Here is a 19,939-nt window from a genome sequence, read left to right as displayed (position 1 = left end):
TTGCCCGAAACTGACCGTCAGCCCTTGGTCACCCGCCTCAGCGTCAGATTGATCCGGCCGCCGTTCTTCAACAGCGTCGAGGAGCCTTTCAGGATCCGGTCGATGCCGTGATAGGCGAGCCGGGCCTCGCCGCCGAGCACCACCACGTCGCCGGAGGCAAGGCGCATGGAGGTTGTCGGGCCCTTGCGGGTGGTGCCGCCGATCCGGAATGTCGCCGTGTCGCCGAGGGAAACGGAGACGACCGGCGCATCGAAGGTTTCTTCGTCCCGGTCCTGGTGCAGGCCCATCTTCGCATCCGCATGGTAGAAATTGATCAGGCAGGCTTGTGCGGGCGGATACTCAGGCGCGACGGTCTGCCACAGCTCGCTCAGCATCTGAGGCATCGGCGGCCAGGGCCTGCCGGTGACCGGGTGCGTCGGCTGATAGCGGTAGCCGTTGATATCCGACACCCAGCCGAGCGGCCCGCAATTGCTCATGCGCACGGAAAACGGTTTTCCGGTCCGCGGCATGACCGGCTGGAACAGGGGGGATTCCTCCAGAATCTGCCGGATCTGGGCGACAAGGGCCTCCTGCCGGTCCCTGTCGAAGGTGCCGGGCAGCAGCCTGAAGCCTTCCGGCGGAACAGGTTTTGCGGTCATTGCGGAATGTTTCCCTGCTATTTTTATAGTTATCTGTCTGCTGGTAACGTTCCTGGAAGAATTGTCGGTCATTAAAATGGCAGACAGCGAAACGCTTCACCCAGGTGTCTTGCAGCAGCAAGTTCATCCACCTATATAGCGATCAACGCGCTCGGCGCGACATCCGGACATGACTTCCGGATATCTTGTGAGAAGGAACCGAAGGGATGCCGCTGCGGGTCTTTTCGGTTTGCTAGAAAGAGAGGCAAGTTATGGCAAAGGTCATTGGTATCGACCTCGGCACGACCAATTCGTGCGTGGCCGTCATGGACGGCAAGAATGCAAAAGTCATCGAGAATGCGGAAGGCGCACGGACCACGCCTTCGATGGTGGCCTTCACCGACGACGGCGAACGTCTCGTCGGCCAGCCGGCCAAGCGCCAGGCGGTCACCAACCCCACCAACACGCTGTTCGCAGTCAAGCGCCTGATCGGCCGCCGGTACGAAGACCCGACCGTCGAGAAGGACAAGGCTCTGGTTCCCTATGGCATCGTCAAGGCAGACAACGGCGATGCATGGGTCGAAGCCCACAGCGAGAAATATTCCCCGTCCCAGGTGTCCGCCTTCATTCTTCAGAAGATGAAGGAAACCGCCGAATCCTATCTCGGTGAAAAGGTCACCCAAGCGGTCATCACCGTTCCGGCCTACTTCAACGACGCCCAGCGTCAGGCCACCAAGGACGCCGGCAAGATCGCCGGCCTTGAAGTGCTGCGCATCATCAACGAGCCGACTGCGGCCGCGCTCGCCTACGGTCTGGAAAAGAACGACGGCAAGACCATTGCCGTTTACGACCTTGGCGGCGGTACCTTCGACGTATCGGTTCTCGAAATCGGCGACGGCGTCTTCGAGGTGAAATCCACCAACGGCGACACCTTCCTCGGCGGTGAAGACTTCGACATGGTCCTCGTCGACTACCTGGCTGCCGAATTCAAGAAGGACCAGGGCATCGACCTGAAGCAGGACAAGCTGGCCCTGCAGCGTCTGAAGGAAGCTGCCGAAAAGGCCAAGATCGAGCTGTCGTCCTCGACCCAGACCGAAGTCAACCTGCCGTTCATCACCGCAGATGCCTCCGGTCCGAAGCACCTGACCCTGAAGCTCACCCGCGCCAAGTTCGAGTCGCTGGTCGAAGACCTGGTCAAGCGCACCATAGAGCCGTGCAAGGCAGCCCTGAAGGATGCCGGCCTGTCCGCCGGCCAGATCGACGAGGTGGTTCTTGTCGGCGGCATGACCCGCATGCCGAAGATCCAGGAAACCGTTCAGACCTTCTTCGGCAAGGAGCCGCACAAGGGTGTGAACCCGGACGAAGTGGTCGCCATGGGCGCCGCCATCCAGGCCGGTGTTCTGCAGGGTGACGTCAAGGACGTCTTGCTTCTCGACGTGACCCCGCTGTCGCTGGGTATCGAAACCCTCGGCGGCGTCTTCACCCGCCTGATCGACCGCAACACGACGATCCCGACCAAGAAGAGCCAGGTGTTCTCGACTGCTGAAGACAATCAGACGGCCGTGACCATCCGCGTCTTCCAGGGTGAACGTGAAATGGCTGCGGACAACAAGATCCTCGGTCAGTTCGACCTGGTCGGCCTGCCGCCGGCGCCGCGCGGCGTGCCGCAGATCGAAGTCGCCTTCGACATCGACGCCAACGGCATCGTCAACGTGTCGGCCAAGGACAAGGGCACCGGCAAGGAGCAGCAGATCCGCATCCAGGCCTCCGGCGGCCTCAGCGACGCCGACATCGAACAGATGGTCAAGGACGCCGAAGCTCATGCGGACGAGGACAAGAAGCGCAAGGAACTGGTCGAAGCCAGGAACCAGGGCGAATCTCTGGTCCACTCCACCGAGAAGTCCCTGAAGGACTATGGCGACAAGGTCAGCGCGGACGACAAGTCCGCCATCGAAGACGCTCTGGCGGCTTTAAAGACCGCGCTTGAAGGCGAGGCTCTGGAAGATATCCAGGCCAAGACCCAGGCTCTGGCCGAAGTGTCCATGAAGCTCGGCGAAGCCATGTATCAGGCGTCCCAGGCCGAAGCTGCCGAAGGCGGCGAAGGCGGCGAAGGCGGCGAAGGCGGTGAAGAAGCCGCTGCCAAGGACGAGGACGTCGTCGATGCGGACTTCGAGGAAGTCAAGGACGACGACCAGAAGGGCCAGAAGTCGGCCTGATCGATTAAAAAACGCCGGCCCGGTTATGCGTAACCGGGCCGGCTTTGCTGTTGCGGATCCGGACTTTGAGCCACTTCAAACTTCCCTTTGGCGCTTATGCGTTGCCAGATGCAGTCGAGCGTTGTCTGGAGATGGCCAGGTCTTTCCCGGTAAACGGGTTCGGCAGGTTGATGACCTCCCTGGTGCGCCGTGTCTGTCTGCTCGGGAGAAAAGAACCGTACGATGTCACGGTCTTTCCGACGATCAGTGCGCGGCTGTTTCCTTCCACGAACCGATGCGAAAAACGGCTGGTCGCAGGGCCGCAGTTTTTCGATCTTCCGGAACGCCAAGCCCTGGCGGAGGCGCTGAAAGGCTCCAGGTCGGATCCCTTTATTTTCCTGGACCTTGGCGCCAATGTGGGTTTTTACAGCCTCTGGACTGTTGCACAGTCGCGGCAGGTCGGCCGGCCGGTTCGGATCGTCGCGGTGGAGCCGGACCGGGAGACACGGCGCCGGCTTGAGTTCAATATTGCGGCATCCGGCGCGCAAGAGGACATAACGGTGCAGGCCTGCGGCATCGGTGCCGAGAGCGGTTGGGCCAACATGACGCGCAACGCCAGGAACCGCGGCGCGAACAGGATTGCGCTGACGGCGGAGGACGTGGCCGGGGGCTTCGAGGTCGTGCCGCTGGAGGAACTCTGCCGGCGCAATGGCATTAAGCGGATCGACGCGTTGAAGGTCGATATCGAGGGACATGACTTCGCGGCTCTTGAAGCGTTTTTCGCCTCCGGTACGACCGACTTGTATCCGGAGATGATTATCGCGGAGGTCGGCCGGAAAAAGGTCGATCCACCTTTGATTCGACTTTGCACCGAAAACGGCTACAAGCTGCTTAAACGCACGCATTTGAACGCAATAATGACACGAAGCCGGACCCAAGCTGAGATTAACGGGTAACCTTGATGGCCAAACGCGATTTCTACGAAGTTCTGGGTGTTTCGCGCGATGCGGACGAAAAGGCGCTGAAAAGCGCCTATCGGAAGATGGCGATGAAATATCATCCCGATCGCAATCCGGGCGATGCGGAGGCGGAAGCCAGCTTCAAGGAAGTGAATGAAGCCTATGACACGCTGAAGGATGACCAGAAGCGGGCGGCCTACGACCGTTTCGGCCATGCCGCCTTCGAAAACGGCGGATTCGGCGGCGGCGGTGCCGGGCACGGCGCCGATTTCCATTCCACCATGTCGGACATCTTCGAGGAGTTCTTCGGCATGGGCGGCGGCCGTCGCGGAAGCGGCCGCGAGCGCGGCGCCGACTTGCGCTACAATCTCGAAATCACCCTGGAAGAAGCCTTTTCCGGCAAGACGGTGGAAATCGAGGTTCCCACCAGCGTGACTTGCGAGACCTGTTCGGGCTCCGGCGCCAAACCGGGCAGCAGCCCGACCGCCTGCCGCACCTGCGGCGGAGCCGGACGGGTCCGCGCGGCCCAGGGCTTTTTCACCCTGGAGAGAACCTGCCCGTCCTGTCAGGGACGCGGCCAGGTGATCTCCGATCCCTGCACCAGTTGCGGCGGTGCAGGGCGGACGACCCAGGAACGGACCCTGTCCGTCAACATTCCGGCCGGGATCGAGGACGGCACGCGCATTCGCCTTGCCGGCGAAGGCGAGGCGGGTCTGCGCGGCGGTCCGGCCGGCGACCTTTATATTTTCCTGTCGCTGAAACCCCACGACCTGTTCCAGCGCGACGGTGCAGATCTTTATTGCCGCGTGCCGATTTCCATGACGACGGCGACCCTCGGCGGGCAGTTCGACGTTCCCACCGTGGACGGGTCGACCAGCCGCGTGAAGGTTCCCGAAGGCACCCAGGCCGGCAAGCAGTTCCGCCTGCGCGGCAAGGGCATGCCGATCATGCGCTCCAGCCAGCACGGTGACATGTACATTCAGGTCACGGTCGAAACGCCGACCAACCTGACCAAGCGCCAGCGGGAATTGCTGGCGGAATTCGAACAGGAAAGTTCCGGCGAAAACCATCCGGAATCCGCCGGATTCTTCTCTAAGGTCAAGGACTTCATCGATAATCTGGGCGCGTGACACCGGTCATCGCCTTGAAATTGGCCCAATGTAATATTTACAGTGCTGGCCCTACGAGCCGGAGGAACTTTCGTTGTCGCATATGTCCGATTTGGGTTCTGATACCCTGAAAGCGAAGGTTCGAAAGGTTCGTGCCTTGAAGGCAAAGGCGCTCGACGAAGTCAGGTTTCTGAAATCCTGGATCGAAAACCCCCTCAAGACCGGTGCGGTGTCCCCCTCGGGGCCGGCACTCGCCGCGAGGATGGCGTCTTATCTCGACGTGGTTCCAGGCGCCCGTCTTGTCGAACTCGGACCGGGGACCGGTGTGGTCACCAAGGCGATTTTCGACCGCGGCGTCAGCCACAAGGATCTGACGGTTCTCGAATACAGTTCCGAATTCTGCAAGCTTCTGAATTCCCGCTATCCGGGCCTGGATGTCCTGCAGGGCGATGCCTATGCGCTGAAAGGGGAACTGGAAGCTCATTTCGGCGTGCCTGCGGGCGGGCTGGAAGGCGGCCTGGACGGGATCGTCTCGTCCCTGCCGCTGCTGACACGTTCGGAGCCTGCCCGGCTTGCGCTTCTGGAAGAGGCCATGACGCTTCTGAAGCCGGGCGCGCCCTTCATTCAGTTTTCCTACGGCATTTTCCCGCCCGTCCGGCCCCGCTGCGGCACCATCAACATGACCGCTTCGGAATGGATCTGGAAAAACCTTCCCCCGGCAAGGGTCTGGGTTTATCGCAAGATCCACTGACGCCGGCGGCCGGTCTCACCGTCCGACCCGTTGAGCCGCAAACGGGGATCGGGCTTCACCAGCCGGATTTCCCTCCCATATTGTGAAGGAGACTCGCTCTAGGGCCACCTTCAAAGGAGATGACATGCGCCAACCCCGGATCCTGATTTTCTCCGGCTCGGTCCGCGCCGGGTCCCACAATTCGAAACTGGCGGCCCTTGTCGGCAAGCACCTGGCGCTGGCGGATGCGGAGGTGACGCGCATTTCGCTCAAGGACTATCCGATGCCGATCTATGACGGGGATCTGGAGGCGCAGGACGGCGTGCCGCAGAACGCCCGCAAACTGAAGCGGTTGATGCAGGAGAGCGACGGCATCTTCATCGCATGTCCGGAATATAATGCAGGCATCACCCCTCTTTTGAAGAACACCATCGATTGGGTCAGCCGCATCAAGGATCCGGGCGAAGAACCCATGGCGGCGTTCAGGTCTCCCCTTTTCGCGATCGGAGCCGCATCGCCCGGGGCTTTCGGCGGCATGCGCGGGCTGATCGGCGTGCGCACGATCCTGGAAGTCGGTCTGGGTGCAAACGTCCTGCCGCAGATGATTGTCGTCGCGCGGGCAGCGCAAGGATTCGATAGCAAGGGCGACCTGACCGATGAGCGCGCGGCCGGCCAGCTTGAGACCCTGGTCAGGTCGTTGCTGCGCCAGACCCGGTTCCAGATGTCATTGTAAGGCTCCCGTTAACTTGGAATCGGCGGACCGCCGGATTACATAGGTCTCGACTATAGATTTTTAGGCGGCCGGTCCGACCGGACTCGGCCGGTCCCAGCCCCGATGAGGATGAAATGAGCGATAGCCGCGAACCCGCGACCTGGCATGGCACCACGATCCTGATGATCCGCAAGGGAGGCAAGGTCGTGATTGCCGGCGACGGGCAGGTCTCGCTCGGCCAGACCGTCATCAAGAACACCGCCCGGAAGGTTCGTCCCCTTGCCAAGGGCGAGGTGATCGCCGGCTTTGCCGGGGCGACGGCGGATGCCTTCACCCTGTTTGAACGGCTGGAAGCGAAACTCGAACAATATCCGGGCCAGCTCATGCGCGCCTGTGTCGAACTGGCCAAGGACTGGCGCACCGACCGGTACCTGCGCCGCCTGGAAGCCATGATGCTGGTGGCCGACAAGCAGGTGTCCCTGGTGCTGACCGGAACGGGCGACGTTCTGGAGCCGGAAGGCGGCGTCATGGGCATCGGCTCCGGCGGCAACTACGCTCTGGCGGCCGCCCGGGCCCTGATGGACAGCGAACATGATGCGGAAGCGGTGGCGCGCAAGGCGATGGCGATTGCCGCCGACATCTGCGTCTACACCAATGCCAATGTGCTCGTCGAAAGCCTGGACAGCGAGACGTGACGGCGTCTGAGAAAATAGAAACGGCGCCGGCATCACGTCCATGCCTGTCGTGACCGGCACAACTGATATTCCCTGTTTGATGGAAAAGACATGACCGACTTTTCACCCCGCGAGATCGTTTCCGAACTGGACCGCTACATTGTCGGCCAGAAGGACGCCAAACGCGCCGTGGCGATCGCGCTGCGCAACCGCTGGCGGCGTCAGCAGCTCGAAGGCCAGATGCGCGAAGAGGTTCTGCCGAAGAACATTTTGATGATCGGCCCGACCGGCGTCGGCAAGACGGAGATTTCCCGCAGGCTCGCAAAACTGGCCAATGCCCCGTTTGCGAAGGTGGAGGCGACGAAATTCACCGAGGTCGGTTACGTCGGCCGCGACGTGGAACAGATCGTCCGCGACCTGGTGGAAGCCGGTATCGCCCTGGTGCGCGCCGAAAAGCGCGAGTCCGTGAAGGCCAAGGCGCATCTTCTGGCCGAAGAGCGGGTGCTCGATGCGCTGGTGGGAACCAGCGCCAGCCCCGCCACCCGGGACAGCTTCCGCAAGAAGTTGCGCGAAGGCGAGATGGACGAAAAGGAAATCGAGATCGAGGTCCGCGCCCAGCCGCAGATGCCGAGTTTCGACCTGCCGGGCATGCCGGGGGCCAGCGTCGGGGTGATGAATGTCTCCGATCTGCTCGGCAAGGCCTTTGGTGGGCACACCAAGACCAAGCGGACAACGGTCAGCGAGTCCTACGAGGTCCTGATCAACGAGGAATCCGACAAGCTCCTCGATGAGGACAAGATCACCCAGGAAGCCGTGTCGCTCGTGGAAAACTCCGGTATCGTCTTCCTCGATGAAATCGACAAGATCTGCGCGCGCGAAGGGCGCGCCGGCGCCGACGTCTCCCGTGAAGGCGTCCAGCGCGACCTGTTGCCGCTGATCGAGGGGACGGTGGTTTCCACCAAACACGGCCCGGTAAAGACCGACCATATTCTCTTCATCGCCTCCGGCGCCTTCCACGTCGCCAAGCCCTCCGACTTGCTTCCGGAACTGCAGGGCCGGTTGCCGATCCGCGTCGAACTCAGGGCTTTGACCAAGGAAGACTTCCGCGCGATCCTGACCGAGCCCGAGGCAAGCCTCATCAAGCAGTATGTCGCCCTGATGCAGACGGAAAACCTCAACCTGTCCTTCACCGAGGAGGCCATCGAGGAGATCGCCTCGGTCGCCGTCGACCTGAACGCGTCCATCGAGAATATCGGTGCGCGCCGGCTGCAGACGGTGATGGAGCGCATCCTGGATGAAATCTCGTTCACTGCGCCCGACCGGGACGGCGAAACCGTCGAGATCACGGCGGACTATGTCCGGGAGAACATCGGCGAACTGGCGAAGAACGTCGACTTGTCGAAATTCATTCTCTAGCTTCCGCACGTGTCACAGGCGAGGTCCTGTTCATGACCCTCTCGTCCTGCTTGCAGGCGGGCGCGGCGGATGGCAGCATGCGCGCATGGTAGCGATCAGAAAGAGCAATGAGGAAGGACACCGCCGGAAGTTTCTGGTGGTGGTCGACGACACGCCGGAATGTGACCGCGCGATTGTCTATGCCGCCAAACGGGCCGCGCGGACGAGCGGGATTGTGACGCTTTTGTTCGTTGTCGCCCCCGGCGACTTCCAGCACTGGCTCGGCGTTGAGGACATCATGCGTGCCGAGGCCACGGAAGAGGCCGAGGCGACGCTTGCCAAGGCGGCGGAACGGGTGCGCTCCGTCGCAAAGACCGAACCGGAGACCGTCATCCGGGAAGGCAACAAGGCCGAAGCGGTTCTGGAACTGATCGAGGCCGACACGGATATCGCCATTCTCGTGCTGGCGGCCGGGACGAGTTCGGAAGGGCCCGGCCCCCTGGTGTCGTCGATCGCCGGAAAGTCGGCCGGAAACTTTCCGATCCCCGTGACGATCGTGCCCGGAAACCTGGATGACGATTCGATCGCGGCTCTGGCCTGAGGCCGATGAATGATGGAATGGCCCGCCGTCGCGGGGTTGATATTTGACCTCACGGGTATATCTACATTTTAATTATTCCAAAGTGCGCCCGTATGGGTTAGTACTTATCATCGTATTTTTACGATGGACTGACGGAAGCGAACAGGACAGGCGCGGCCATGCGGCCGCAGGGATCAAGAGATGTTTATTCAGACGGAAGCAACGCCGAATCCGGCAACCCTGAAATTCCTTCCCGGGCGCGTCGTCCTGCCGGAAGGAACCTACGACTTCCGCTCTGCCGCCGACGCGGCCGCTTCTCCGCTTGCGGAAAAGCTGTTCCAGGTGCCGGGCGTCGTGGCGATCTTCTTCGGCCATGACTTCATCACCGTCACCAAGGACGACACGGACTGGCAGCACATGAAGCCGGCCATCCTCGGTGCGATCATGGAACAGTTCATGTCCGGCCAGCCGGTGATGGCGACGGATCAGGGCGAAGACCTGGAAGACGGCGAATTCTTCGACAAGACCGACGAAGAGACCGTGAACGTCATCAAGGATCTTCTGGAAACCCGGGTGCGCCCGGCCGTGGCGCAGGATGGCGGCGACATCACCTTCAAGGGGTTCAAGCAGGGCGTGGTCTATCTGTCCATGCGCGGCGCCTGCGCCGGCTGCCCGTCCTCCACCGCAACCCTCCAGCACGGTATCCAGAACCTTCTGAAGCATTTCGTTCCGGAAGTGCAGGAAGTGCGTCCGATTTAGGAAATTTCCTTTCCGTAAAAGAGGTTGGGCCCGGTGCTTTGCCGGGCCTTTTCATGCGCGCGTCGAGGGAAATTGTATTTCCCGGGTTGCAAGCCCGACCTTCGGGCTAAGTCCAAAGCGCGGGTGGACGGGTGCCGGGGACGAGGGTAATTGAAACGGACCATGCGCGTTCTTGCTATCGATACCGCCCTTGCCAATTGTGCCGCTGCCGTCTGTGATGACAGCGCCGGACCCGAGTGTCTGGCGGTCAGCAGCGAGGAGATCGGCCGGGGGCATGCGGAAAAGCTGATGGACATGATCGGCGAGGTCATGGCCGAATCCTCGACAGCCTTCACCGATCTCGACCGGGTGGTGGTGACGACCGGCCCGGGCAGTTTCACCGGATTGCGAGTCGGCCTGTCCGTTGCGCGCGGTTTTGGCCTCGTTCTCGGCAAGCCGGTGGTCGGCGTGACCACGCTTGCGGCCCTTGCCTGCGCCGCGGCAAACGACCCGAAGGCCGGGTCCTCCATCCTGGTGGCGCTGACGGGAAAAGGCGAGGAAGTCTATTGCCAGGAGTTTGATGGCCGTGGCGAGCCAGCCGGCGAGCCTGCCGTGCGCACCCTGACCGAGCTGAAGGAAAACTTGGCCCCCGATGTGAGCTTTGCCGGTTCTGCGGCACGTGCGGTGGCCGAAGCGGCCGGCTACGGACCGGAGCGTGTCTTGTCTGAACGCGGCTATCCGGATATCAGGGATGTTGCGCACCTTGGAATTTCGGCCGATCCGAAAGAGGCCGCACCTGTTCCGCTTTACCTGCGGCCGCCTGAGGCGTCGCCGCCGAAATCGGGAAGGATTGAAAGGCGATGAGTTTCTGGTGGTTCTGGACGGCACCGCCTGTCGTTGAGGACGCGCTGGATGAAGACTTGCCCAAGCTCGCCGAAATCCACGCGAAGTCCTTTGTACATGACTGGGATGCGGAGGAACTGGCGCGCCTGAAGGCGCAGCCGGGCGTATCGATCCGTGTCGCCCGCCGGGCGAGCCCTTACGGCACGCGCAATCCGCTCGGATTTCTGATCCTCCGCCAGGCCGCCGACGAGGCGGAAGTGATTACCATTGCGGTTCATCCGCGCCAGCGTGGCCGGGGTGTCGCCAAAAAGCTGATGAAGGACGGCATGTTCCGTCTTTACGGCGACCGCTGCGCCAGTCTGTTTCTGGAGGTCGACGCCGCCAACGAACCGGCCATCCTGCTCTACAGGGCCCTCGGGTTCCGCCAGGTCGGCGAGCGCAAGGGCTATTATCGCTCCGGCGAGGGGGATGGCACGGCGCTTGTCATGCGCGTGGATCTCTCGCCGCATGACCGATGATCGAGGCAGGAGCAATGGCTCAGATTAAGGCAGTCCTGACGATCCTTGCTTTGACGGTCGTCTCCCTTGTCCTGATCCCGCTGCAGTGGCTGGCGATGAAGGTAGGCCATCCCGTCCAGCGCAAGCTGCCCCATCTCTGGCATGTGATCGCCACCCGACTTGTCGGAATCCGAATTCATCAGGAGGGAAAGCCGGCCGGCGACCGCCCGCTCCTGATCACGGCGAACCATGCCTCCTGGGTGGACATCACCGTCGTCGGCTCGCTGATGCCGCTGTCCTTCATCGCCAAGTCCGAAGTCTCCGGCTGGCCGGTGTTCGGCTTGTTTGCAAAGCTGCAGCGCACGGTGTTCGTCAACCGGACCCGGCGGAGTGAGACCGGCCGGACCGCGGATGAAATCGCAAGGCGGATGGCTGAGGGCGACGCGATGGTGCTTTTTGCCGAAGGGACCTCGAACGACGGCAATTCGGTGCTGCCGTTCCGATCCGCCCTGCTGGGCGCTGCCACGCGGGCGCTCGGCGACGAAGGCAAGGTCTGGGTCCAGCCCCTGTCGGTGGCCTACAGAAGCCTCCACGGCCTCCCGATGGGGCGCCAGTTCCGGCCCCATGTGGCCTGGTACGGCGACATGGAACTGGCCGGTCATCTCTGGGGTGTGTTTACCGAAGGCGCGCTTGATGTGTTGGTGACCTGGGGCGAGCCGGTAGAAGTGGACGCGACGACGGACCGCAAGGCCCTGACCCGGGATCTGGAGGCGGCGGTGAGGGCCATGACGGTGGCATCGCTGACCGGTGCCGAAAACCGGCCGCAAGATTCTGCCGAAAACCCGGCCGCTTCCCTATTCTCAAGTGAGGAAAAACCGGTTAAAGCAGGCGCAGAACAGTGAGGGCGCTGAACGAGCGCCGGAAAATGCGTGCATACCGGGGCCTTGAGGTCCGATCGGCCGCTAACCATCTACCAAAGATCTCAGAGAGTGTGAGCTATGCGGCCCAGCCGTCCGGAAGTTGAAATCGTTGAAGCCCCGGCCCAGGACGAGACCGGCAGCCCCGGCCGGAAGCGGAAGGTCTTTGTGCGGACCTATGGCTGCCAGATGAACGTCTATGACAGCGACCGCATGACCGACGTGCTGGCGCCCGAAGGTTTTCAGGCGACCGAGGACCTGGAAGACGCCGATCTGGTGATCCTGAACACCTGCCATATCCGGGAAAAGGCCGCCGAAAAGGTCTATTCCGAGCTCGGCCGTATCCGCAAGGTGAAGGAAGAGCGGGCGCGCCAGGGCAAGGACATGATGGTCGGCGTCGCTGGTTGCGTCGCCCAGGCGGAAGGCGAGGAAATCGCCCGCCGTGCGCCGATCGTCGACTTGGTGATCGGCCCGCAGAGCTATCACCGCCTGCCGGGTCTTCTGGCCAAGGCCGGCGCCGGTGAAAAGGTCGTCGAAACCGAGTTCGACATCGACGCGAAATTCGAGCACCTGTCGGAACAGGCGGCAGCACCCGTGAAAAAGCGCCCGCCGGCGGCGTTCCTGACCGTGCAGGAAGGTTGCGACAAGTTCTGCACCTTCTGCGTCGTCCCCTACACCCGCGGTGCCGAAGTGTCCCGTTCGGTGGAGCAGATCGTCACGGAAGCGGAGCGGATGGCCGCATCCGGCGTCCGGGAAATCACCCTTCTCGGCCAGAACGTCAACGCGTGGCACGGCGAAGGCGCAGATGGCAAGGCCTGGGGTCTTGGCCGGCTGCTGCGACGCCTGGCGGAGATCGACGGCCTCGACCGGCTGCGCTACACGACCAGCCATCCGCGCGACATGGACGACGACCTGATCGCCGCGCACCGGGATCTGACCTCGCTGATGCCCTATCTGCATCTGCCGGTTCAGTCCGGCTCCGACCGGATCCTGAAGGCGATGAACCGCCGCCACACCCGCGAGGATTATTTCCGCCTGATCGACCGGATCCGGGAAGCGGCACCCGATATTGCGCTCTCCGGCGATTTCATCGTCGGCTTTCCGGGCGAAACGGACCGGGATTTCGAGGACACGATGGACCTGATCCGGCGGGTCGAATACGGCTCGGCCTTTTCGTTCAAATACAGTTCGCGCCCCGGCACGCCCGGCGCGGCCATGGACGATCAGGTGCCCGAAGACATCAAGAGCGCCCGGCTTGCGGCCCTCCAGGACCTGGTCAGCGCGCAGCAGAAAGCCTTTAACGCCTCGCGGCTCGGCATGACCTGCGACGTGCTCCTGGAGCGCAAGGGACGCAATCCCGGCCAGCTGGCCGGCAAGTCGCCCTGGCTGCAGGCGGTTCAGCTCGATGCGCCGGAAAATCTGATCGGCAGCATACAAGCGGTGGAAATCATCGAGATCGGCGCCAATTCGCTGTTCGGACGCCTGATTGAAAGGCAAGATGAAAGCGGATCAACTCGTCCCGGCGCCATCAAGGAGGCGGCATTTGACGCGTGACAGCCAAGTAACGGCACGCAAGGGTTCGGACACATCTGCAGTTCCGGCATCCGACATGACGCATATCGTTCTCGCGTTCGAAGACAACAGGCTCATCGGTGATCTCTTCGGCCAGTTCGATCAGAATCTTGCTCTGATCGAACAGCGGCTCGGCATCGATGCGGTTGCACGCGGCAATCAGGTCACTCTGAAGGGAAGCCATGCGGGGTGTGCCCAGGCGCGGACCGCGCTCGAGGCGCTTTACCAGCGCCTGCAGCAGGGCCACGAGGTTCACCCGGGCGATGTGGACGGTGCGTTGCGCATGGCGGCCGCCGCGGAAGCGCAATTGCCGCTGCCGACCCTGGAGCCGAAGTCCCGTCTCGCCTTCGCCCAGATTTCGACCCGGCGCAAGACGATCGTCGCCCGCACGCCGACGCAGGATGCCTATATCCGCTCCATGGACCGCGCCGACCTTGTCTTCGGCACCGGACCTGCCGGAACGGGCAAGACGTTTCTGGCCGTTGCCTATGCGGCGGCCCTGATCGAACGCGGCGACGCCTCGCGCCTGATCCTGTCCCGCCCGGCCGTGGAAGCCGGCGAACGCCTGGGCTTCCTGCCCGGCGACATGAAGGAAAAGGTCGATCCCTATCTGCGTCCGCTCTATGACGCGCTTTATGAAATGATGCCGCCGGAAAAGGTCGACCGGGGCCTGCAGTCGGGCATGATCGAGGTCGCGCCGCTCGCCTTCATGCGCGGGCGCACGCTTTCCAATGCCGTGGTGCTGCTCGACGAGGCGCAGAACACCACCTCCATGCAGATGAAGATGTTCCTGACCCGTCTGGGCGAGGGATCGAAGATGATCGTCACCGGCGACCCGAGCCAGATCGATCTGCCGCCTGGCCAGATGTCCGGCCTGCGCGAAGCCCTGTCGCTGCTGACCGACGTCGAAGGCGTGGCTCATGTCCGCTTTACCGAGGCCGACGTGGTCCGGCACGAACTTGTCGCGCGGATCGTCACGGCCTATGACAACGCCTCGCGCGAGGCCTCCCAGGAGCGCGAACGCCGCCGGTCCGGCGGGGCGGAAGCGGCACAATGACGAAAGAGGCGGCAGGTCCGGAAAAGGTTCTGCCGGAAGACTTCCAGATCGACCTCAATATCGAGGCCGGCGACTGGCCGGACGCAGCAGAGCTTGAAAAGCTGTGCGTCCGGGCAATTGGCTGTGCCTTAAGTGTCGGAAAGCTGGAGGTTTTCCCGGGTTCGGAGGTGTCGCTCCTGTTCACCGACGATGCTTCGATCCGCGAGTTGAACCGCCGCTGGCGTGAAAAGGACAAGCCGACGAATGTGCTTTCCTTCCCCGGAAGCGATCCGGAGGGCGAGATCTACGGACCGATGCTCGGCGACATCGTTCTGGCAAGTGAAACCGTTCACCGCGAAGCAGATGAATTGGCAATTGAATTTGCCGATCATCTTACCCATCTGATTGTTCACGGAATCCTTCATCTTTTCGATTATGATCATCAGGAAGAAGATGAGGCCGAGGCGATGGAACAGCTTGAAAGAACGATCCTTGCAAAGCTGGATATTGCCGATCCCTATCAGGACAGGCCGCTGCTTGCCGATGAGAATTGAGCCAGGCCTTTTGAAACGGTTGGATTGCCTAGATTGACGACAATGACTGCTTCAGACGCCCGAAGTCCCGAAACCTCTCCCGCGCCATTCGAAAGCGCGGCCAAGCAGGATGCCGAAGACCCGCAACAGAGCGGGCCGCCGAAGAAGGCGGCCATCTGGGATACGGTCAGGCGGATGTTTGGCGTGCGCCGGCCGACCGGCAGCCTGCGGGAAAACCTGGAAGACGAACTTGCCCGGGAAGGCAGCGGCGATACGGCCTTTTCGCCGGAAGAGCGCATGCTTCTCGGCAACATCCTGCGCCTGAGGGAGCTGCGCGTCGACGATGTGATGATCCCCCGGGCGGACATCGATGCGGTCGAAAGCAGTTCCAGCCTCTCCCGGGTGATGGAACTGTTTGAGGAAAGCAGCCATTCGCGCATGCCGGTCTACGAGGAAACCCTCGACGATCCGAGGGGCATGATCCACATCAAGGACCTGATGGCCTTCATAGCCGCCCGTGCGGTCGTAAACGACGACAAGCCGGAGACCTCCGGTGAGGACGGTGAGAACGGCGAGGACGCGCCGCCGCGGGGACACAACCTTCGTGAACTGGATCTGTCCCAGGTCGATCTGTCCGGGTCGCTGAAGGAAGCCGGCCTTGTCCGTGAACTGCTGTTCGTCCCGCCCTCCATGCCGGCGACGGATCTGATGGCCAAGATGCAGGCGGACCGGATCCAGATGGCGCTCGTCATCGATGAATATGGCGGAACCGATGGTCTCGTCTCGCTGGAGGATCTCGTCGAGGAAGTCGTCGGCGATATCGAGGACGAGCACGACGAGGACGAGGAAGCGATGCTGGCGGAAACCGGGGACGGCGGCTGGATCGCGGACCCGAGGCTTCCGCTGGAGGATCTCGACCAGACCCTGGGTACGCAATTCGCAACCGGCGAGATTTCCGAAGACGTCGACACGCTCGGCGGGCTGCTGTTCGTTTCGATCGGCCGTGTGCCGGTGCGCGGCGAGCTTCTGGCTGCTCCCGGGCTTCCCGGCTACGAGTTTGAAGTGCTGGATGCGGATCCGCGCCGGATCAAGCGCCTGCGCATCCGCCGCCGCAAGCTTGACGGCCGGCTGCCGGAGCAGCGCCGGCGGGTGAAGAAAGCCGACGCTCCGACAGGTGCCGGGCAACCGGCGGCAGACGAATAACTCCCAAATCCCGAACAGCGATATTTCGCGCAGCCGATGCGGGACTTGACCCTGCTTTGCGGGCGGCGCAAAGCTCGGGTCGATAGCGATTCGGCCGGGAACTGAAAGCGATGAAGCGTAGCCTCGGGGCTTTGATGGCGGTGCCCAACGCCTGCCTGCTTGCCTGGGGGTGGCGCAGACGCGGTCTTGCCTTTGCCGCAGGCGGCGTCTCCGCATTCGCGCTCCCGCCCTATGGCTGGTTTCCCGTCCTCTTCGTGACGTTTCCCGCCCTCGTCTGGCTGCTGGACGGGGCAATTGAATCCGGCACTCGGCAATCCGCCCTGAGGCGCGTTGCGTCCGGGTTTTCCATCGGCTGGTGGTTCGGGTTCGGATATTTCCTGGCGGGCCTGTGGTGGATCGGCAGCGCCTTCCTCGTGGAAGCCGAGCGGTTCGCCTGGATGATGCCCTTTGCGGTTCTGGCGATGCCCTTAGGGTTAGCGCTCTTCACCGCAGCAGGAACCGCCCTGGCCGCTCTGTTCTGGAGCGATCGCTGGAGCCGGGTCCTGGCTCTGGCGCTGTTCCTGTCGCTTTCAGACTGGGTCCGGGGCCATGTCCTGACCGGCTTTCCCTGGAACCTGTTCGGCTATGCGTTCTCCAAGCCTTTGTTTCTGGCGCAAACCGCGAGCCTGACCGGCATCTACGGCCTGAGCTTTCTGGCCGTCCTGATCTTTGCCCTGCCGGCGGTCCTGGCCGATCACAAGCCCCTGCGCGCCCGTCTTGCCGGCCTGACAGGGTCCCTCGCACTGCTCGCGGGAATGGCCGGTTTCGGCCTCGTTCGCCTTGATCTCGTCGAGGACGCCGGTTTCAGCGATGTGGACGTGCGTATCGTTCAGCCGTCCATCGCCCAGGCGGAAAAGTGGGTGCCTGACAACAAGGGCTGGATCTTCGATACCTATCTGGACCTCACCCACAAGCCGCTTGGCGGAACCGCCCGCGTCGGTCATGACCGGCTGATCGTCTGGCCGGAATCCGCCGTGCCCTTTCTCCTGACCCATGAGCCGGGCGCGCTTTACCGGATCTCGCAGGCGCTTCCGCCGCAAACCGCGCTGATCACCGGTGCGATCCGGTTCGAGCAGTCGAGCGAGGGGCCGGCCTATTACAACAGCGTCTATCTGGTCGATCCGAACGGCGAAGTGCGGGACGTCTACGACAAGGTCCATCTGGTTCCCTTCGGCGAATACCTGCCCTTGCGATGGTTGCTCCAGCGGCTCGGGCTGGAGCAGCTTGTGGATGCGCCGGGGACGTTTCATGCGGGCCTGCGCCACCGCGTCATGGTGCCGCAGACGGCTCCGTCGTTTTTGCCGCTGGTCTGTTACGAGGCGATTTTTCCGGATTTCGCAGGCGCGTCCGACGTCCGCCCGGGTTTCCTGCTGAATGTGACGAATGACGCCTGGTTCGGGGATACGCCGGGGCCATACCAGCATTTTGCCCAGGCCCGGATGCGGGCGATCGAACAGGGACTTCCCCTGGTCAGGGCCGCAAACACCGGGATTTCCGCGGTTGTCGACGCGAAGGGGCGGGTGATCGGCTCACTGCCGCTTCTGTCCCGGGGCGTGATCGACGGCAGATTGCCCGAACGTTTACCCATGACAATTTACGCAAGGTACGGCGACGGGATCTTTACGATATGCGCAATTTTAAGTTTTGTTTTACTTGCAAAACATCGATACAATCCGGGTTCGCGTAAAAATTGATTTTTCTGCTTGGGGAATGTGAATACCTTGTGATACAACCGTGACATTGCTTCGGATGACGAAGCGCGGTGAAGCGGACTTGTAGTGTTGGCAACACATTGATCAGGTGCGCGGGGGTAGGTGCTTGTTCATCCGTTTCTCATGGAGAACTTGGCGGAATTCCGCCAATTAAAATAAGAAAGACCAAAGACCCATGCCCAGCAAAAAGGCACCGAATCCGATTGATGTTCATGTTGGAAGCCGGGTTCGGCTTCGGCGTATGATGCTTGGAATGAGCCAGGAAAAGCTCGGAGAAGCTTTAGGCATCACTTTCCAGCAAATTCAGAAATACGAAAAAGGCACAAACCGGATCGGCGCAAGCCGCCTGCAGCACATTGCGACGATCCTGAAAGTGCCGGTTGCATTCTTCTTCGAAGATGCTCCGGGTACGCCGGAGGAAGCCGAGGGCTTTGGCGAATCTCAGCCTACATCCTATGTGGTCGACTTCCTTTCCTCCTCCGAAGGCCTGTCTCTCAACAAGGCGTTCGTTCGCATCGAAGACCCCAAAGTTCGCCGTAGAATTGTGGATCTGGTCCGTTCTTTGGCCGGTGACGACTAAGAAATGCGGGTTCGCGCTTGACGCGGGGAAAAACTTTCAGGATTGATGCGCATTGAAGCGGCGAGTGAATTCGCCGCTTCAATCATATTCATTCCCAGAAGGACGATAGCCAATGGCCCGTCAAGATTATCTCTTCACCTCTGAATCCGTGTCGGAAGGACATCCGGACAAAGTCTGCGATCGAATCTCCGATACCGTTGTCGATGCATTTCTGGCTGAAATGCCCGAAGCGCGAGTTGCCGCTGAAACGCTGGCAACGACAAACCGCATCGTGATTGCCGGCGAAACCCGCGGCCCGAACACGATTACCAAGGACTACATCGCGCATCTGGCGCGCATGGCGGTGAAGGATATCGGTTACGAGCAGGAGGGCTTCCACTGGGAGAGCTGCGACGTCGCGGTTCACCTGCATGCCCAGTCCGCCCATATCGCGCAGGGCGTCGATGCGGCCGACAACAAGGACGAAGGCGCGGGCGACCAGGGCATCATGTTCGGTTACGCTTGCCGTGAAACGCCGGAACTGATGCCGGCGCCGATCCTTTATTCCCACAAGATCCTGAAAACCCTCGCCGAAGCCCGCAAATACGGCAACGCAGGCGTTCTGGGTCCGGATGCGAAGAGCCAGGTCACCGTCCGCTACGAAAACGGCAAGCCGGTGGAAGTCACCTCCATCGTGCTGTCGACCCAGCACCTGGACGCATCCATGACCTCTGACGACGTGCGTAAGGTTGTCGAGCCCTACATCCGTGAAACCCTGCCGGCTGGCTGGATCACGGACGGCACCGTCTGGCACGTCAATCCGACCGGCGCCTTCGTCATCGGCGGCCCGGACGGCGACTGCGGCCTGACCGGCCGCAAGATCATCGTCGACACCTACGGCGGGGCCGCCCCTCACGGCGGCGGCGCCTTCTCCGGCAAGGATCCGACCAAGGTGGACCGCTCCGCCGCCTATGCTGCGCGCTATCTCGCCAAGAACGTCGTTGCCGCCGATCTGGCCGAAAAGTGTACCATCCAGCTGTCCTACGCGATCGGCGTTGCCGATCCGCTGTCGGTCTATGTCGACCTGCACGGCACCGGCAACTGCGACGAAGCCAAGCTTGAAAAGGGCCTGCGCGAAGTCATGGGGCTCACCCCGCGCCGCATCCGCGAGCACCTGAAGCTCAACAACCCGATCTACGCCCGCACCGCGGCTTACGGCCACTTCGGCCGCGACCCGGATGCCGACGGCGGGTTCTCCTGGGAAAAGACCGACCTGGTCGACGCCCTGAAGACCGTTGCAGGCTAATCGCTGACCTGAC

At 62.1% G+C, this 19,939-nt stretch carries 20 protein-coding genes; 19 read left to right on the top strand and 1 reads right to left on the bottom strand.

Annotated elements, in window-relative coordinates:
- Nucleotides 1-17: 17 nt before the first annotated feature.
- Entirely contained in the window at nt 18-638 is a 621-nt protein-coding gene (locus HK439_RS18555) for an alpha-ketoglutarate-dependent dioxygenase AlkB family protein (protein ID WP_190292965.1), read from the bottom strand.
- A gap of 251 nt (nt 639-889) precedes the next feature.
- On the opposite strand from HK439_RS18555, the gene dnaK reads away from it, so the two are divergent.
- The 19 genes from dnaK (at nt 890) to metK (ending at nt 19,926) form a co-directional block, all read left to right on the top strand.
- On the top strand, nt 890-2,833 hold the full coding sequence (gene dnaK, locus HK439_RS18550; protein WP_190292964.1) for a molecular chaperone DnaK: 1,944 nt from the start codon (nt 890-892) through the stop codon (nt 2,831-2,833).
- A gap of 65 nt (nt 2,834-2,898) precedes the next feature.
- Complete coding sequence (locus HK439_RS18545; RefSeq protein WP_190292963.1) at nt 2,899-3,768, top strand: FkbM family methyltransferase; 870 nt, start codon at nt 2,899-2,901, stop codon at nt 3,766-3,768.
- Between the two features lie 5 nt (nt 3,769-3,773).
- Nucleotides 3,774-4,901, top strand: coding sequence for a molecular chaperone DnaJ (gene dnaJ, locus HK439_RS18540; RefSeq protein WP_190292962.1), 1,128 nt, complete (start codon nt 3,774-3,776; stop codon nt 4,899-4,901).
- An 82-nt stretch (nt 4,902-4,983) separates the two neighbouring features.
- Nucleotides 4,984-5,631 (top strand): class I SAM-dependent methyltransferase, encoded by a 648-nt coding sequence (locus tag HK439_RS18535; protein WP_190293019.1) that lies wholly within the window; start codon nt 4,984-4,986, stop codon nt 5,629-5,631.
- Nucleotides 5,632-5,755: 124 nt separating this feature from the next.
- Nucleotides 5,756-6,343 (top strand): NADPH-dependent FMN reductase, encoded by a 588-nt coding sequence (locus HK439_RS18530; RefSeq protein ID WP_190292961.1) that lies wholly within the window; start codon nt 5,756-5,758, stop codon nt 6,341-6,343.
- Nucleotides 6,344-6,456: 113 nt separating this feature from the next.
- Nucleotides 6,457-7,017, top strand: a complete 561-nt coding sequence (gene hslV / locus HK439_RS18525; protein WP_190292960.1) for an ATP-dependent protease subunit HslV — start codon at nt 6,457-6,459, stop codon at nt 7,015-7,017.
- A 90-nt stretch (nt 7,018-7,107) separates the two neighbouring features.
- Nucleotides 7,108-8,412, top strand: coding sequence for an ATP-dependent protease ATPase subunit HslU (gene hslU / locus HK439_RS18520; protein WP_190292959.1), 1,305 nt, complete (start codon nt 7,108-7,110; stop codon nt 8,410-8,412).
- Between the two features lie 85 nt (nt 8,413-8,497).
- A complete protein-coding gene (locus HK439_RS18515; RefSeq protein ID WP_190292958.1) occupies nt 8,498-8,992 on the top strand; it encodes a universal stress protein in 495 nt (164 codons plus the stop codon).
- A 180-nt stretch (nt 8,993-9,172) separates the two neighbouring features.
- Nucleotides 9,173-9,730 carry a NifU family protein gene (locus HK439_RS18510; protein ID WP_190292957.1) on the top strand — a complete coding sequence of 186 codons (558 nt, stop codon included), beginning with the start codon at nt 9,173-9,175 and terminating at the stop codon, nt 9,728-9,730.
- A 162-nt stretch (nt 9,731-9,892) separates the two neighbouring features.
- Nucleotides 9,893-10,573, top strand: a complete 681-nt coding sequence (gene tsaB / locus HK439_RS18505) for a tRNA (adenosine(37)-N6)-threonylcarbamoyltransferase complex dimerization subunit type 1 TsaB (protein ID WP_190292956.1) — start codon at nt 9,893-9,895, stop codon at nt 10,571-10,573.
- Nucleotides 10,570-11,070, top strand: coding sequence for a GNAT family N-acetyltransferase (locus HK439_RS18500; RefSeq protein WP_190292955.1), 501 nt, complete (start codon nt 10,570-10,572; stop codon nt 11,068-11,070). Before tsaB ends, HK439_RS18500 begins: the two co-directional genes overlap by 4 nt.
- Before the next feature lie 14 nt (nt 11,071-11,084).
- A complete protein-coding gene (locus HK439_RS18495) occupies nt 11,085-11,951 on the top strand; it encodes a lysophospholipid acyltransferase family protein (protein WP_190292954.1) in 867 nt (288 codons plus the stop codon).
- A 96-nt stretch (nt 11,952-12,047) separates the two neighbouring features.
- A complete protein-coding gene (gene miaB / locus HK439_RS18490; RefSeq protein WP_190292953.1) occupies nt 12,048-13,520 on the top strand; it encodes a tRNA (N6-isopentenyl adenosine(37)-C2)-methylthiotransferase MiaB in 1,473 nt (490 codons plus the stop codon).
- Nucleotides 13,521-13,575: 55 nt separating this feature from the next.
- A complete protein-coding gene (locus HK439_RS18485; protein WP_190292952.1) occupies nt 13,576-14,595 on the top strand; it encodes a PhoH family protein in 1,020 nt (339 codons plus the stop codon).
- A complete protein-coding gene (gene ybeY / locus HK439_RS18480) occupies nt 14,592-15,128 on the top strand; it encodes an rRNA maturation RNase YbeY (protein ID WP_190292951.1) in 537 nt (178 codons plus the stop codon). Before HK439_RS18485 ends, ybeY begins: the two co-directional genes overlap by 4 nt.
- 42 nt (nt 15,129-15,170) lie before the next feature.
- Entirely contained in the window at nt 15,171-16,310 is a 1,140-nt protein-coding gene (locus HK439_RS18475) for a transporter associated domain-containing protein (protein ID WP_190292950.1), read from the top strand.
- A 110-nt stretch (nt 16,311-16,420) separates the two neighbouring features.
- Nucleotides 16,421-18,043, top strand: coding sequence for an apolipoprotein N-acyltransferase (gene lnt, locus HK439_RS18470; protein WP_190292949.1), 1,623 nt, complete (start codon nt 16,421-16,423; stop codon nt 18,041-18,043).
- Nucleotides 18,044-18,236: 193 nt separating this feature from the next.
- Nucleotides 18,237-18,641 (top strand): helix-turn-helix domain-containing protein, encoded by a 405-nt coding sequence (locus tag HK439_RS18465; protein WP_190292948.1) that lies wholly within the window; start codon nt 18,237-18,239, stop codon nt 18,639-18,641.
- 112 nt (nt 18,642-18,753) lie between these two features.
- Nucleotides 18,754-19,926 (top strand): methionine adenosyltransferase, encoded by a 1,173-nt coding sequence (metK, locus tag HK439_RS18460; protein WP_190292947.1) that lies wholly within the window; start codon nt 18,754-18,756, stop codon nt 19,924-19,926.
- Nucleotides 19,927-19,939: the final 13 nt, after the last annotated feature.

Origin of the sequence: Roseibium aggregatum, assembly GCF_014692675.1 — a bacterium.
Classification (GTDB): Bacteria; Pseudomonadota; Alphaproteobacteria; order Rhizobiales; family Stappiaceae; genus Roseibium; species Roseibium aggregatum_C.
Note: the sequence above shows the minus strand (reverse complement) of the source record. Positions and strands in the feature narration are given on the sequence as shown.